Source organism: Pasteurella pantherarum (assembly GCF_049670885.1).
Classification (GTDB): Bacteria; Pseudomonadota; Gammaproteobacteria; order Enterobacterales; family Pasteurellaceae; genus Pasteurella.
Genome location: NZ_CP187173.1, coordinates 1,831,164 through 1,845,109 on the forward strand (window position 1 = coordinate 1,831,164; position 13,946 = coordinate 1,845,109).

Annotated in this window: 13 protein-coding genes; 8 read left to right on the forward strand and 5 right to left on the reverse strand. The window is 42.6% G+C overall.

What is annotated here, in order from left to right; genetic code table 11:
- The first annotated feature begins 45 nt into the window (after positions 1–45).
- From ACPEEM_RS08625 to ACPEEM_RS08650, 6 genes are all read left to right on the forward strand, one after another.
- The gene (locus tag ACPEEM_RS08625; RefSeq protein WP_424406689.1) at positions 46–1,686 is read left to right on the forward strand and encodes an ABC transporter substrate-binding protein; all 1,641 of its coding nucleotides are present in this window, start codon (positions 46–48) and stop codon (positions 1,684–1,686) included.
- A gap of 96 nt (positions 1,687–1,782) precedes the next feature.
- Complete coding sequence (oppB, locus tag ACPEEM_RS08630; protein WP_424401748.1) at positions 1,783–2,703, forward strand: oligopeptide ABC transporter permease OppB; 921 nt, start codon at positions 1,783–1,785, stop codon at positions 2,701–2,703.
- 30 nt (positions 2,704–2,733) lie between these two features.
- Positions 2,734–3,645 carry an oligopeptide ABC transporter permease OppC gene (oppC, locus tag ACPEEM_RS08635; protein WP_424401749.1) on the forward strand — a complete coding sequence of 304 codons (912 nt, stop codon included), beginning with the start codon at positions 2,734–2,736 and terminating at the stop codon, positions 3,643–3,645.
- Between the two features lie 23 nt (positions 3,646–3,668).
- Complete coding sequence (locus ACPEEM_RS08640; protein WP_424401750.1) at positions 3,669–4,661, forward strand: ABC transporter ATP-binding protein; 993 nt, start codon at positions 3,669–3,671, stop codon at positions 4,659–4,661.
- The gene (gene oppF / locus ACPEEM_RS08645; RefSeq protein WP_424406691.1) at positions 4,658–5,647 is read left to right on the forward strand and encodes a murein tripeptide/oligopeptide ABC transporter ATP binding protein OppF; all 990 of its coding nucleotides are present in this window, start codon (positions 4,658–4,660) and stop codon (positions 5,645–5,647) included. Before ACPEEM_RS08640 ends, oppF begins: the two co-directional genes overlap by 4 nt.
- Positions 5,648–5,883: 236 nt before the next feature.
- Positions 5,884–6,210 (forward strand): ComEA family DNA-binding protein, encoded by a 327-nt coding sequence (locus ACPEEM_RS08650; RefSeq protein WP_424401752.1) that lies wholly within the window; start codon positions 5,884–5,886, stop codon positions 6,208–6,210.
- 54 nt (positions 6,211–6,264) lie between these two features.
- Here ACPEEM_RS08650 and recQ read toward each other — a convergent pair whose 3' ends face one another.
- From recQ to cyaY, 3 genes are read right to left on the reverse strand one after another with little or no spacing between them, the layout of a single operon-like run.
- Positions 6,265–8,130 carry a DNA helicase RecQ gene (gene recQ / locus ACPEEM_RS08655; RefSeq protein WP_424404090.1) on the reverse strand — a complete coding sequence of 622 codons (1,866 nt, stop codon included), beginning with the start codon at positions 8,128–8,130 and terminating at the stop codon, positions 6,265–6,267.
- A 19-nt stretch (positions 8,131–8,149) separates the two neighbouring features.
- The gene (locus ACPEEM_RS08660; RefSeq protein ID WP_424404092.1) at positions 8,150–8,965 is read right to left on the reverse strand and encodes a phospholipase A; all 816 of its coding nucleotides are present in this window, start codon (positions 8,963–8,965) and stop codon (positions 8,150–8,152) included.
- 45 nt (positions 8,966–9,010) lie between these two features.
- On the reverse strand, positions 9,011–9,319 hold the full coding sequence (cyaY, locus tag ACPEEM_RS08665) for an iron donor protein CyaY (RefSeq protein ID WP_424401753.1): 309 nt from the start codon (positions 9,317–9,319) through the stop codon (positions 9,011–9,013).
- 122 nt (positions 9,320–9,441) lie between these two features.
- Here cyaY and lptM point away from each other — a divergent pair, with 122 nt between their 5' ends.
- Both lptM and lysA read left to right on the forward strand, forming a co-directional pair.
- Positions 9,442–9,558: an LPS translocon maturation chaperone LptM gene (gene lptM / locus ACPEEM_RS08670; RefSeq protein WP_424401754.1), complete on the forward strand. Its 117-nt coding sequence runs from the start codon at positions 9,442–9,444 to the stop codon at positions 9,556–9,558.
- A 9-nt stretch (positions 9,559–9,567) separates the two neighbouring features.
- Positions 9,568–10,818: a diaminopimelate decarboxylase gene (lysA, locus tag ACPEEM_RS08675; RefSeq protein WP_424406692.1), complete on the forward strand. Its 1,251-nt coding sequence runs from the start codon at positions 9,568–9,570 to the stop codon at positions 10,816–10,818.
- A 142-nt stretch (positions 10,819–10,960) separates the two neighbouring features.
- Here lysA and ACPEEM_RS08680 read toward each other — a convergent pair whose 3' ends face one another.
- Both ACPEEM_RS08680 and ACPEEM_RS08685 read right to left on the reverse strand, forming a co-directional pair.
- Positions 10,961–12,832 carry an ABC transporter ATP-binding protein gene (locus ACPEEM_RS08680; protein ID WP_424406694.1) on the reverse strand — a complete coding sequence of 624 codons (1,872 nt, stop codon included), beginning with the start codon at positions 12,830–12,832 and terminating at the stop codon, positions 10,961–10,963.
- 38 nt (positions 12,833–12,870) lie between these two features.
- Positions 12,871–13,914: a glycosyltransferase family 9 protein gene (locus ACPEEM_RS08685; protein WP_424406696.1), complete on the reverse strand. Its 1,044-nt coding sequence runs from the start codon at positions 13,912–13,914 to the stop codon at positions 12,871–12,873.
- Positions 13,915–13,946: the final 32 nt, after the last annotated feature.

Below are 13,946 nucleotides of genomic sequence, written 5' to 3' on the forward strand. Positions count from 1 at the left end.
GCAAGATAAAGGATATCTTGCGTAAAACGCTTATATAAGGAAATTATGATGAAAAAAAATACCCAAAAAAATCTCTTCAAACACCTACTTTTCTGCTCACTTTTAGGCTTTTCTAGCCACGTTTTTTCTGCCAATGTGCCTGCAGGCACGGCGTTGGCGGAAAACCAGACCTTCCGTTATGACAATGGTGCCGATCCTGCCTCGATCGACCCACAAAAAGTGCAAGAAGATGCAGGCAGTAATATTGTCAGACAACTGTTTGAAACCTTGGTCATTTCTGATGCAAAAGGTAATTTGATCCCCGGTGCAGCAGAAAAATGGCAGCATAGCGAAGATTACAAAACCTGGACTTTCCATTTAAGAAAAAATGCCAAATGGTCAAATGGCGATCCTGTTCTTGCCAGTGATTTCGTCTTTGCATTCCGTCGCTTAGCCGATCCCAAAACGGCGGCAACCTATGCCAGCTATTTAGAATACTTAAAATTGGCTCACGCCTCTGACATCATTGCAGGTAAGCAACCCCTAGATGCATTAGGCATTCAAGCCCTTGATGATCACACCTTAACCTTAACGTTGAGCGAAAGTGTGCCTTATTTAGACAAACTGCTTGAATACCCTGCTCTCGCCCCTGTCAATCAAAAGGTGGTTGAGAAATACGGCGATGCGTGGATCAAAGTGGAAAACATGGTAGGGAATGGGCCCTTTAAACTCACAAATTGGATCATTAATGAAAAATTAGAAATGGAAGCGAATCCTCATTATTGGGATCACAAAAACACCTTGTTGACCAAGGTCATTATGTATCCGATTTCCTCTGATAATATTTCTTATACCCGTTATCGTGCAAATGAATTAGATATTGCCCGTTTCCCAAGTGAACTTCGTGCCAAAGTGAAAAAAGAATTGGCTTCAGAAGTCCATATTGCCCCGTTTCTTTCCACCTATTACTACGAGCTGAATCACAATGTTGAACCCACCAAAAATAAGTGGGTTCGCCAAGCACTGTCCCTCGCCTTAGAACGTCATATTATTACTGACAAAGTATTAGGTAATGGTCAAGTCCCAGCTTATTCCTTTACCCCGCCTTACATCAGTGGTGGGCATAAAATTCAAGCCCCAGAATGGTCGACTTGGTCTCAAAAAGAACGGAATCAAAAAGCCATTGAATTGTTAAAGCAAGCAGGTTACAGCCAAGACAATCCATTGCGTTTCACCCTACTCTATAACACGAGTGAAGGACATAAAAGTATTGCCATTGCGGCAGCGTCTATTTGGAAGAAAAATACGGATAAATTAGTGGACGTAAAATTAGAAAATCAGGAATGGAAAACCTTCCTTGATACCAAAAATAGCGGACATTATACGGTGGCACGTTCAGGTTGGAATGCCGATTATAACGATGCCTCAACCTTCTTAAACATCTATTTATCCACCAGCACGAATAACGCCGCAGGTTATAAAAACGCACTTTATGATCAACAATTAGCCCAATCATTTTCTGTGCAAAATGAAGAGGAACGTGCTGAGGTATACGCCAAAGCACAGGCGATTTTAGATGACGATTTTGCGACACTGCCTATCTATTACTATACCAGTGTGAAGCTCATCAAGCCGAATGTGAAAGGGTTTGCTTTTGGTCATCCAACGAATGCTTATTATTTTAAAGACGTTTATTTAACGCAATAACGCCCAAAGTGCGGTCGATTTTGCAAAAGTTTTGACCGCACTTTTTTCGCTTTTTTGTTTTTATGAATTTATTTTTTGGATTGGGATTATCATCGTATGTTTAAACTCATTCTTCGTCGCTTTCTGCAAGCGATCCCCACATTATTTATTCTGATCACCATTTCATTTTTTATGATGCGACTTGCCCCTGGCAGCCCATTTACCAGTGAAAAGAACTTTCCCCCTGAGGTCATTGCCAACATTGAAGCGAAATATCACCTCAATGAACCCCTTTATAAGCAATATTTTATTTACCTAAAAGATTTAGCTCATGGTGATTTCGGGCCTTCTTTTAAATATAAAGACTATACCGTTAACCAATTGGTTGCCAACGCTTTCCCCGTTTCTTTTAAACTGGGGTTTTCTGCCTTTTTAGTGGCATTAACGCTAGGCGTTGCGGCAGGCACCATTGCCGCCTTAAAACAAAATAAATGGATTGATTACCTGATCATGACCTTTGCCATGACAGGCGTGGTGATCCCAAGCTTTGTAATTGCACCACTTTTGGTCTTACTGTTTGCAATTCACTTGCAATGGCTCCCTTCTGGTGGCTGGGAAGGCGGGCAATTTAAATTTATGCTCATGCCAATGACCGCACTTTGCTTATCCTACATTGCGAGTATTGCTCGTATTACCCGAGGCTCCATGATCGAAGTGCTACACTCCAATTTTATTCGTACCGCCAAAGCGAAGGGCTTACCTTTACATCGTATTTTACTCAAACACGCCCTACGCCCTGCGTTATTGCCCGTGATTTCTTACATGGGTCCAGCCTTCGTCGGTATTATCACAGGCTCAATGGTCATTGAAAGTATTTTCGGCTTACCTGGCATTGGGCAGCTTTTCGTCAACGGGGCATTAAACCGTGATTATTCCTTAGTGTTAAGTTTAACGATTTTAGTCGGTGCATTAACCATCGCCTTTAATGCGATTGTCGATATTTTATATGCCGTTATCGATCCAAAAATCCGTTATTAACCGTCAAAAATCCTTAAAGAGAGACGAATCATGTTAAAAAATCAAAAAGATGCTGAACTACTTGAAAGCGTCAGTGAAAAACTCGATACCTTGGAAGGACGCAGTTTATGGCAAGATGCAAGCCGCCGTTTCTTTCATAATAAAGCAGCATTAGCCAGCTTATTTATTCTATTTTGCATCAGTTTATTTGTGATTTTTGCCCCTATGCTCATGCCATTTAGCTATGACGATACGGACTGGGGCATGTTATCCATGCCGCCAGATATGGAATCCATGCACTATTTCGGCACCGATGGATCAGGACGCGATCTCTTAGTGCGTGTTGCCATTGGTGGCAGAATTTCCTTGTTAGTGGGGATTGCTGGTGCCTTAATTGCGGTATTGGTTGGGACCTTGTACGGGGCGACATCTGGCTACATTGGTGGCACGGTGGATACACTGATGATGCGATTTTTAGAAATCCTCAATTCTTTCCCCTTCATGTTCTTTGTGATCCTACTGGTCACCTTTTTCGGACAAAATATTTTATTAATTTTTGTCGCCATTGGTATGGTGTCATGGCTAGATATGGCGAGGATTGTGCGAGGGCAAACCCTGAGTTTAAAACAAAAAGAATTTATTGAAGCCGCCATTGTGTGTGGTGTGTCTTCACGTCAAATTGTATGGCGTCATATTGTGCCCAACGTGTTAGGCGTGGTGGTGGTTTATGCCTCTCTTTTAGTCCCAGGTATGATTTTGTTTGAATCCTTTTTAAGTTTCTTAGGATTAGGTACACAAGAACCGCTAAGTAGTTGGGGTGCCTTATTAAATGATGGGGCAAAATCCATGGAGGCTACGCCTTGGTTACTGGTTTTCCCTGCCTTATTTTTGGTCATTACCCTATTTTGTTTTAACTTTATCGGTGATGGATTGCGTGATGCACTCGATCCAAAAGATCGCTAATCATACCGCACTTGGAGAGAAAAATGACAACAAACCACTTACTACTCGATGTACAAGACTTGCGTGTTACCTTCAAAACCCCTGATGGTGATGTCACCGCTGTCAATAACTTAACCTTTTCCTTAAAAGCAGGCGAAACATTAGGCATTGTGGGAGAATCGGGCTCGGGCAAATCACAAACCGCCTTTGCCTTAATGGGGTTACTTGCCGATAACGGTCGCATTGCGGGTTCTGCAAAATTTAATGGGCAAGAAATTCTTAACTTACCAGAAGCCCAGCTTAACCGCTTGCGTGCAGAACAAATTGCCATGATCTTTCAAGATCCGATGACTTCGCTCAATCCTTATATGAAAATTGGCGAACAGTTAATGGAAGTCTTGATCTTACATAAAGGCATGGATCGGAAAACCGCATTTGAAGAATCCGTACGCATGCTCGATGCAGTGAAAATGCCCGAAGCACGTAAACGTATGAATATGTATCCACACGAATTTTCGGGGGGAATGCGTCAACGTGTGATGATCGCCATGGCGTTGCTATGTCGTCCGAAATTATTAATTGCAGACGAACCCACCACCGCATTAGACGTCACCGTACAGGCACAAATCATGACCTTGTTAAATGAATTAAAACGTGAATTTAACACCGCAATTATTATGATTACCCATGACTTAGGCGTGGTGGCAGGTATTTGTGATAACGTGCTGGTAATGTATGGTGGACGAACCATGGAATATGGCAGTGCAGAACAAATTTTCTATCGCCCAAGTCACCCTTATTCCATCGGCTTAATTGGTGCCGTACCTCGTGTAGATGGTGAAGCAGAAGAGTTGATCACCATTCCAGGTAATCCCCCAAACTTATTACATTTGCCAAGTGGTTGCCCATTCCAACCACGTTGTGTCCATGCAAGCGAAAGCTGTTTAAATGCCCCAACGTTAGATTTATTGCCTGATCAACGTTTACGTGCTTGTTTTGTCCCCGCTGAGCAATTAATAAGAGGTAATGCATCATGAGCAAAGCCAAAAAAGTGATCTTAGATATTCAGAATTTAAGTGTTCATTTCAAAATTAAAGACACGAAATCCTTGTTTTTTCCAAAACATCAAACGCTTAAAGCCGTCAATCATGTTTCTTTCCAGCTTTATGAAGGTGAAACCCTCGGCGTGGTGGGGGAATCGGGTTGTGGAAAATCCACGCTTGCTCGTGCCATCACAGGTTTAGTGCCTAGCACAGAGGGAAGCATTGTTTGGCTAGGCAAAGAGTTAACCCAACAAAGTCCGCAAGAATGGAAAACGGTGCGTAGCGATATTCAAATGATCTTCCAAGATCCACTCGCTTCATTAAATCCCCGCATGACCATTGGCAACATTATTGCGGAACCGTTAAAAATTTATCAACCGCATTTAAGCCCCGATGAAGTGAAAGAAAAAGTGCGGACGATGATGATGAAAGTGGGTTTATTGCCTAACTTAATTAACCGTTATCCACACGAGTTTTCTGGTGGACAATGTCAACGCATTGGGATCGCCCGTGCCTTGATTGTGGAACCTAAATTAATCATTTGTGATGAACCCGTATCCGCATTAGACGTTTCCATTCAAGCACAAGTGGTCAATTTATTAAAATCTCTCCAACGTGAAATGGGTTTATCATTAATTTTCATTGCACATGATCTTGCTGTGGTGAAACACATTTCCGATCGTGTGTTAGTCATGTATTTAGGCAATGCGGTTGAGTTAGGTAACTATGAACAGGTCTATCACGATACCAAACACCCTTACACCAAAGCCTTAATGTCTGCCGTGCCAATTCCTGATCCTAAATTGGAACGCAACAAACACATACAATTGCTTGAAGGCGATCTCCCCTCGCCGATAAATCCCCCATCAGGTTGTGTTTTTCGAACCCGCTGCCCATTAGCCGATCAACACTGCATTGCAGAAAAACCTCGACTAAAAGGGCAACACAACCATGTTGTCGCCTGTTTTAAAGCAGATTAACCCCATCACATACCGCACGAAAGTGCGGTATTTTTTCGCAAAATTTTCTTAAAATCCACCGCACTTTGCACACCCTTCTCTACCAAATGCCGTATTTTCCTCTCAACTTTATCTTATTTTTGCGATCAGGATCGTGAAAGCCTGTAAAATCGCTCGCCAGTTTTGGCAAATTCACACAAAGTAGTGCCGTTGAATTGATCAACAACCTCTAATCATTACTTGAGAAGGAAAATGCTATGACATTCAAATCGTTATTTGTTTCAATCATGACGTGCTGTGCAGTATTCACAAGCACTAACGTGCTTGCCGACAACAGCACAAACCCAACCACAGACCCCACACCCGTTGCAACACAACAAGTCATCACCGATAAAGTGAATATCAATACCGCCACTGCCAGTGAACTACAAAAAGCGTTAATTGGGATCGGTGCGAAAAAAGCAGAAGCCATCGTGCAATACCGTGAAGCCCATGGGGCATTTACTGCCGTTGAGCAATTATTGGAAGTGCAAGGCATTGGCAAAGCAACCTTAGAAAAAAATAAAGCACGCATTATGTTATAAGTCGGAAGATTATGTAGAAAAAGCGGGTATTGCTCCTCCCGCTTTATTTTGCATTTATTCCAATGTCAAAGGGGGCGTTTGTTGAGCTAAGGCTTGTTTATGAGCTTTAATTAAGGCAATAAAAGGTTGAGCAAAACGCTCTAGTTTGATGCTCCCCACTCCGTTAATTTGCAACATTTCCGCATTGCTTGTGGGCTGATATTGTGCCATTTCCTGTAAGGTCGCATCGTTAAATACAATATAAGAAGGGATATTTTCTTTATCCGCAATTTGCTTACGCAAGAATCGCAACCGAGCAAATAAATCCTTGTCATACTGTTGCACCACATTTTTTTGCGGAGTCATCATGGTATGCAAGGAAGAAAGACGCGGTGTTGCCAAAGATAAAGGCTGTTCACCTCGTAAAAAAGGTTTCGCACTTTCAGTCAGTTGTAAGGTGGTATTGAAATGATCAAATACTTGCTTGATTAAGCCTAAGTGAATCAGTTGACGAATCACCGACTGCCAATGTTCTTTGCTTTTCTCTTTACCGATTCCATAAACACTGAGCTTATCATGTTGATTATCTTTGATCTTTTGATGATTTAAACCACATAACACTGCCACCACATAATGCACACCAAAACATTGCCCGACACGATAAATGGTTGACATCACTTTTTGTGCATCAATTAAACCATCGTATTGCTTAGGTGGATCAAGGCAAATATCGCAATTTTGGCAAGGTTGTTGACGATGTTCACCAAAATAATTCAATAACACCAAGCGACGGCAGGTTTGGCTTTCTGCAAACTCACCAATGGCTTGTAATTTTAAGGCTTCAATTTGACGCTGTGGCGTATCGGGCTTTTCAAACAGCATTTTATGTAACCAAGCATAATCTGCTGGTTCATAAAATAAGACGGCTTCTGCGGGCAAATCATCACGCCCAGCTCGCCCCGTTTCTTGATAATAGGATTCTATGCTACGGGGTAAATCAAAATGTGCCACAAAACGCACGTTGGATTTATTAATCCCCATGCCAAAGGCAATGGTTGCCACCACCACTTGTACATTATCACGTTGAAAAGCTTGTTGTACCTCTTCCCGTTGACTTGGCTCCATACCTGCATGATAGGCTTGTGCTTTAATGCCTTTATTTCGCAAACTTTCGGCAATACGTTCCACTTTATTTCGGCTATTACAATACACAATGCCACTTTTCCCTTTTTGTGCTAACACAAAACGGCAAAGTTGATCCATAGGTTTGAATTTTTCAATTAAGGTATAACGAATATTTGGGCGATCAAAACTGCCAATATACACATAGGGATCGACTAAGTTGAGATGTAACAAAATATCTTGACGAGTGGCGTGATCAGCCGTGGCGGTCAGTGCCATAATGGGTGCTTGCGGAAAACAGCTTTTCAAGCCGCCAAGTTGGGTATATTCAGGACGAAAATCATGCCCCCACTGGGAAATACAATGGGCTTCATCAATGGCGACAAAGCTCACTTTGCACTGTGAAATTAACTGGAAAAAACGAGTGGTCATGACTTTTTCTGGCGACACATAAAGCAATTTCAGCGTGCCAGCCATTAATTTATTATGCACCGCTTGCTGTTCGGCGAAGGTTTGACTGGAATTGAGATAATCCGCTTCAATCCCTGTGGCAAGCAGTTGATCCACTTGATCTTTCATTAAGGAAATCAGGGGAGAAATCACCAAAGTCAGCCCGTCAAAACATAATGCGGGGATTTGATAACATAAGGATTTGCCATTTCCCGTCGCCATAATCACAAGGCTATCTCGCCCTTGCAAAATGGCATCAATCACCTCTTGCTGACCTTGACGGAAACGTTGATAACCAAACACCGACTGCAACACATCAAGTGCGGTCTGTTTTAACGAAATGTTTGTAAAATCCACCGCACTTTGCATGCGGTGTTGCTCAACAGAATCAGAACACATTATTTAATGCAATGCCTAAGCCAATACGCTGAATATTTTTCTGATAATCCACCAAAGACTCACCATACCCTGCATAATATTGAGCATAAAAACCAATATGCTTGGTGATAGGATAATGATAACTCGCTTCTAACCCGCCTTTTTTCGAGCGGGGATGATAATGCCCTGTGAATTTCACTTGATGTTGGTCGAAACGATAACCGACACTTAAATCAAAATAGCCACGATAGCGTGTGATATCAGGATTATCGTCCTCTCGAGCCCGTTCAGGAATACGCCACCATGGTTTAAATTCCACGATCCAATTCCCTTTTGTGGCAGATGCTCTGGCGTATAAACGGTTCCAGCTACGCGATAGCCCTTGTTCATTACTGCGTCCATTGGATTGGTGATTAAACCCCGTTTCCACATCACGCAATGTCCATCCCCAAGGTAAGTGTTCATCGGTTTTCCACGCTAAAAAAAGCTGAGGTTCATAATTGCTTTCACGGAAAGGGGAAGAATGTTTCACATTGCTGATCTGAAACCATGATTTTTGCGTGTAAGATCCCGCCAACACCGAATTTTTCCCCAAAATACCTCGCCAAAACGGCAAGGCGACACTCAATTTAAATTTGATTTCATCTTTACGGGCTTCATCTTGTTGGAAAAAATTCCCACTCGACCATGATCCCATGAGGTAATTTTGTTCATACGCCATTAAACCAACAAAATCACCCGTGTGTTTAGTTAACAAGACATCTGCTCGAGATGGATAAGGCGATGGAGCCAGGGCTGCCCGACTTGGCATCGAACAACACAGCATTAAACTGGCAATGAAAAGAAGAGCATGCTTGTTCATGACATATCCTTAATGAAAATGGACCGACTCACCATGTGCCGCACAAGCTTGTTCTAAACAGCGCCAGAACGTTTTGCCATCACTGCTCACCCATTCATTGTTTTGGAAACTAAAATGGAAGCCCCCTGCACGGCTTGCTAACCAAAGCTCCAACAACGGCTCTTGTTTATTGATCACTACTTGGCTACGATCTTTAAACGTAATGCTAAAAACCGATCCTTGTGTATCACAATCCACATCACAATCCTGTTCTTCCAATTGTTCTTCAATAATGGACCAGATTTTTTCAATATTTTGGTGAAATTCAGCTACGTTCATAACTCCCTCTTAAGCTTCATCATAAAAATCCCGATTATAAAGATTTTCACATTATTGTGATAGCACAAAGGCGGATTTAATGGTAAAAAGTAGGCTCAAATTTAAAATTAAGGATCATAAAAATGAAAAAATGGGTTTCTCTTTTTGTCTTAAGTGCCATTTGTGTATTAAGCACAAGCTGTGGCGTAAAAGACGCATTGTATTTCCCAGAACAAACACAACAAACCACACAACACTAAGAGGTAAAAATGGATTTCTTTCAATACCAAGATCAACACTTAATGGCTGAACAGGTGTCTGTTGAGCAAATTGCCCAACAGTTTGGCACGCCTCTCTATATTTATTCTCGTGCAACCCTAGAACGCCATTGGCACGCTTTTAATAATGCATTAAGCCATCACCCACATTTAATTTGTTTTGCCGTGAAATCAAACCCGAACATTGCCATTTTAAATATTTTGGCAAAATTGGGATCGGGGTTTGATATTGTGTCTCAAGGGGAACTTGAACGTGTGTTAGCGGCAGGGGGCGATGCCAATAAAGTGGTGTTTTCTGGTGTGGCAAAAACTGAAACAGAAATTGCACGTGCCTTAGAAGTGGGGATTCGTTGTTTCAATGTGGAATCCGTGGCGGAATTACACCGCATTAATCACGTGGCTGGCAAACTTGGCAAAATTGCCCCGATTTCTTTGCGAGTCAATCCCGATGTGGATGCACACACCCACCCTTATATTTCAACGGGATTAAAAGAAAATAAATTTGGTATCAGTGTGAATCAAGCCCGTGAAGTGTATCAACTCGCACAACAGCTCCCACATCTCTGCATTACGGGGATGGACTGTCATATTGGCTCTCAAATCACGGAATTACAACCGTTTTTAGATGCGACCGATCGCCTCATTGTGCTCATGGAACAATTAAAACAAGATGGCATCCCCCTTAAACATCTTGATTTAGGTGGCGGACTTGGCGTGACTTACACAGACGAAACGCCTCCACATCCAACAGAATATACCGCTGCCTTACTGGCAAAACTCAGTGCCTATCCTGACTTAGAAATTATTTTAGAGCCAGGCCGTGCCATCACAGCCAATGCGGGGATTTTGGTGACCAAAGTGGAATATTTAAAAGTGAATGAAGATCGCCACTTTGCCATTGTCGATGCTGGCATGAATGACATGATTCGCCCGACACTTTATAGTGCGTATATGAATATTATCGAAGTGAACCGTCACTTAGATCGCCAACCTCAAGTGTATGATGTGGTCGGCCCTGTGTGTGAAACCTCCGATTTCTTAGGTAAGCAACGCACATTAGCTATTGCCGAAGGCGACTATCTAGCACAACGTTCTGCGGGAGCTTATGGGGCAAGTATGTCATCAAACTATAATTCACGCCCTCGTACCGCAGAAGTGATCGTAGATGGTGATCAAGTCCATTTAATTCGTCGCCGTGAAGGTTTTGAAGAACTTTGGGCGTTAGAACAACTGTTACCCTAAAAACGAAAAGGCGGTGAAACAAGCCAAAAGGCAGTAAAAACTTTTTGAAAATGCACCGCACTTTAACACATATAAAGGGGAAGCCATGGCTTCCCCCCTTTTTTACGTCCTCATATTGAAAGGTTAACGGCTTTTCTTGCCGTTAGGCATATGCCCCCTCATCATTCTCTTCCTCGCTTTGATCTTGTAAAAAACCACCGCTTTGATGTGCCCAAAGTTTGGCATACAGTCCATTTTGAGCTAACAATTGTGCATGTGAGCCTTGTTCAACAATTTGCCCTTTATCTAACACAATTAACCGATCCATTGCCGCAATGGTGGATAAACGGTGAGCAATGGCAATCACAGTTTTATTTTCCATCATATTAGCTAAACTTTGCTGAATCGCCGCTTCCACTTCCGAATCTAAAGCACTGGTGGCTTCATCCAGCAATAAAATCGGGGCATCTTTTAACATGACTCGAGCAATGGCAATACGCTGACGTTGTCCCCCTGAAAGTTTCACCCCACGTTCTCCCACATGAGCATCATAGCCTTTACGACCTTTCGCATCACTTAAATGCGGAATAAAATCTGCCGCTTCTGCACGTTGTGCCGCTTGAATCATGTCTTGTTCACTGGCATTGGGCTTGCCATAAATAATATTTTCTCGCACCGAACGATGTAATAGCGAGGTATCTTGAGTCACTAAACCAATTTGGCGACGTAAACTTTCTTGCTTAACATCACAAATATTTTGCCCATCAATGGTAATTTCCCCTTGTTGTGCCTCATAAAAACGTAACAACAAGTTCACAATGGTGGATTTTCCAGCCCCAGAACGTCCGATTAGCCCCACTTTTTCCCCAGGTTGAATGGTTAAATTAAACTGGTTAAGCAAGGGTTTATCTGGTGAATAGGCAAAACTCACCTCACGAAAACAAATTTCTCCTTGACGGACTTGCAACGGTTTCGCATCAGGTTTGTCCACAATGGTGTGAGGTTTAGTGAGGGTTTGCATACCATCGTTCACGGTGCCCACATTTTCAAATAAGCGTGCCGCCTCCCACATAATCCAATGCGATAATCCATTTACCCGTAACGCCATGGCAATGGCAGTTGCCACTGCACCGACACCAATTTGCCCGTTTTGCCAAAGTACAATCCCTAAAACGGCTGTACTTAAGGTCAGTAAAATGTTGGCTGAATAGGTCAAAATATCCAATAATGTCCCTAAACGCATTTGAGCATGGACGGTTTGCATAAATTCTTGCATTGAACGCTTGGCATAAGCCGCTTCCCTTGTGCCATGAGAAAATAATTTCACCGTGGCAATGTTGGCGTATGCATCGGTGATTCGTCCTGTCATTAAGGAACGGGCATCCGCTTGCCGTTCTGCTGTTTTCGCCAATTTCGGAATCAACACCCGCAACAACAGTCCAAAAACAATCAGCCACAGCATAAAAGGCAACAAGAGCCAGCGATCTAAGGTGGCAAGGACAATGCTAGAGGTAATCAAGTAAACACTAACATAGGTCATCATGTCGGCAAGTGTCATCACCGTATCACGCACGGCTAAGGCGGTTTGCATCACTTTGGCAGACACCCGACCCGCAAACTCATCTTGATAAAAACTTAAACTTTGTCCCAACATTAAACGGTGAAAATTCCAACGTAAACGCATCGGGAAGACCCCTTGTAGCGTTTGTAAATGCACGGCAGACGTAACAAATGACCAAAGAATGCTAAACAATAATAAGGCGACCATGGCAATTAATAGGGTGCCTTTTTCTTGCCATAAGGTGGCAGGGGTGTAAATGGCTAACCAGTCGACGATCACGCCCATCAGTTGAAATAACACCCCTTCAACCACCCCGATACCAATATTGAGAAAGGCGAGTAAAAAAATCCACCCTTTCATGCCCTCAATACTCGACCAAATAAAGGCGAACACCCCTGTTTTCGGGGTTTTCGGCACCTCACTTGGATAGGGATTTAAACGGTTTTCAAACCAAGAAAAAATTCGATTAAGCATATCTTTCCTTAAAAACTTTTTTAAACATCACCGCACTTTTACCATAACTTCAATGCCCGTATTTGATTCACTACCGCCTCCACGGAAATATCTGCCATCAAATTCTTCCCTTTAAGTTTAGTTGCCCAAGGTAACTGATCGCTTGATTTCCCAAATTCCTTTTGAACATGCTGTTCGTACACGGAGACCACATTATCTAAATTATGGTAAGGACCTGTGCGTAATGGATTGTGATAGGCATATAACCCAATGACATTGGTGCCTTGCATGGTTGCCATATGGGCAGGTCCTGAATCAGGCGAAATCACCAAATCCACCATGCCTATCAACGCACACAATTGTTTTAAATTGGTTTTGCCCGCTAAATCTGTCGGTTGAAAATCACATAAGGCTTTAATCTGTTCAATCATCGCCATTTCTCGTGGTGCTGGTGAGGCACATAAAATTACATGAACATGGTGTTGATTCGCTAAATTCGCCACTTGTGCATAACGTTCCACCAGCCAATCTTTTTCTTTTTTACTTGAACAAGGTGAAATTAAAAGATTTTTCCGAGTAGGATCAAGATATCCTGCGACAGCTTGACGATCTGCCTCACTGATGGCTAATTGCCATGTTGGTGGGCTTGTCGGCACACCAAGATAGCGTGCAAATGCCATAAATCCGTCTAAAACATGCGGGTTGCTGGGATCCTCAACCCGTTTATTGGTAAAAAGCCACTGTCCTTCTCTGGCACGCTGTTGACCAAAGCCAATTTTATATTTGGCATGAATACCTAAGGAAATCACAGAGGCTCGCAACGCAGTTTGCATATTTAATAAGGCATCAAACCGTTGTTTTCGCAGGGTTTTCCACAAGGTCAGCACTCCTCGCCAACCCGTTTTTTTATCATACACAATCAACTCCACATTCGGGATACCCGCTAATAATTGTGCTTCGGTTTTGCCCACAATCCAGGTAATTTTGGTGTCTTGCCAATAACGTTGAATTTGCTGCACCACCGCCAATGCATGACAAACATCACCAATCGCAGAAAGACGTAAAATACATAAAGCACGGGGAGCTGTGTGAAATAAAGCCATAGACTATCCTTAACGCTTGGAAATTTTGGAAT

Bases quoted from the DNA above. Each gene is read 5' to 3' on its own strand.
- ACPEEM_RS08660 (WP_424404092.1), bottom strand. From the start codon at position 8,965: ATGCTGTGTTGTTCGATGCCAAGTCGGGCAGCCCTGGCTCCATCGCCT.
- ACPEEM_RS08625 (WP_424406689.1), top strand. From the start codon at position 46: ATGATGAAAAAAAATACCCAAAAAAATCTCTTCAAACACCTACTTTTC.
- ACPEEM_RS08650 (WP_424401752.1), top strand. From the start codon at position 5,884: ATGACATTCAAATCGTTATTTGTTTCAATCATGACGTGCTGTGCAGTA.
- oppF (WP_424406691.1), top strand. From the start codon at position 4,658: ATGAGCAAAGCCAAAAAAGTGATCTTAGATATTCAGAATTTAAGTGTT.
- recQ (WP_424404090.1), bottom strand. From the start codon at position 8,130: ATGCAAAGTGCGGTGGATTTTACAAACATTTCGTTAAAACAGACCGCA.
- ACPEEM_RS08685 (WP_424406696.1), bottom strand. From the start codon at position 13,914: ATGGCTTTATTTCACACAGCTCCCCGTGCTTTATGTATTTTACGTCTT.
- oppC (WP_424401749.1), top strand. From the start codon at position 2,734: ATGTTAAAAAATCAAAAAGATGCTGAACTACTTGAAAGCGTCAGTGAA.
- ACPEEM_RS08680 (WP_424406694.1), bottom strand. From the start codon at position 12,832: ATGCTTAATCGAATTTTTTCTTGGTTTGAAAACCGTTTAAATCCCTAT.
- lptM (WP_424401754.1), top strand. From the start codon at position 9,442: ATGAAAAAATGGGTTTCTCTTTTTGTCTTAAGTGCCATTTGTGTATTA.
- cyaY (WP_424401753.1), bottom strand. From the start codon at position 9,319: ATGAACGTAGCTGAATTTCACCAAAATATTGAAAAAATCTGGTCCATT.
- lysA (WP_424406692.1), top strand. From the start codon at position 9,568: ATGGATTTCTTTCAATACCAAGATCAACACTTAATGGCTGAACAGGTG.
- ACPEEM_RS08640 (WP_424401750.1), top strand. From the start codon at position 3,669: ATGACAACAAACCACTTACTACTCGATGTACAAGACTTGCGTGTTACC.
- oppB (WP_424401748.1), top strand. From the start codon at position 1,783: ATGTTTAAACTCATTCTTCGTCGCTTTCTGCAAGCGATCCCCACATTA.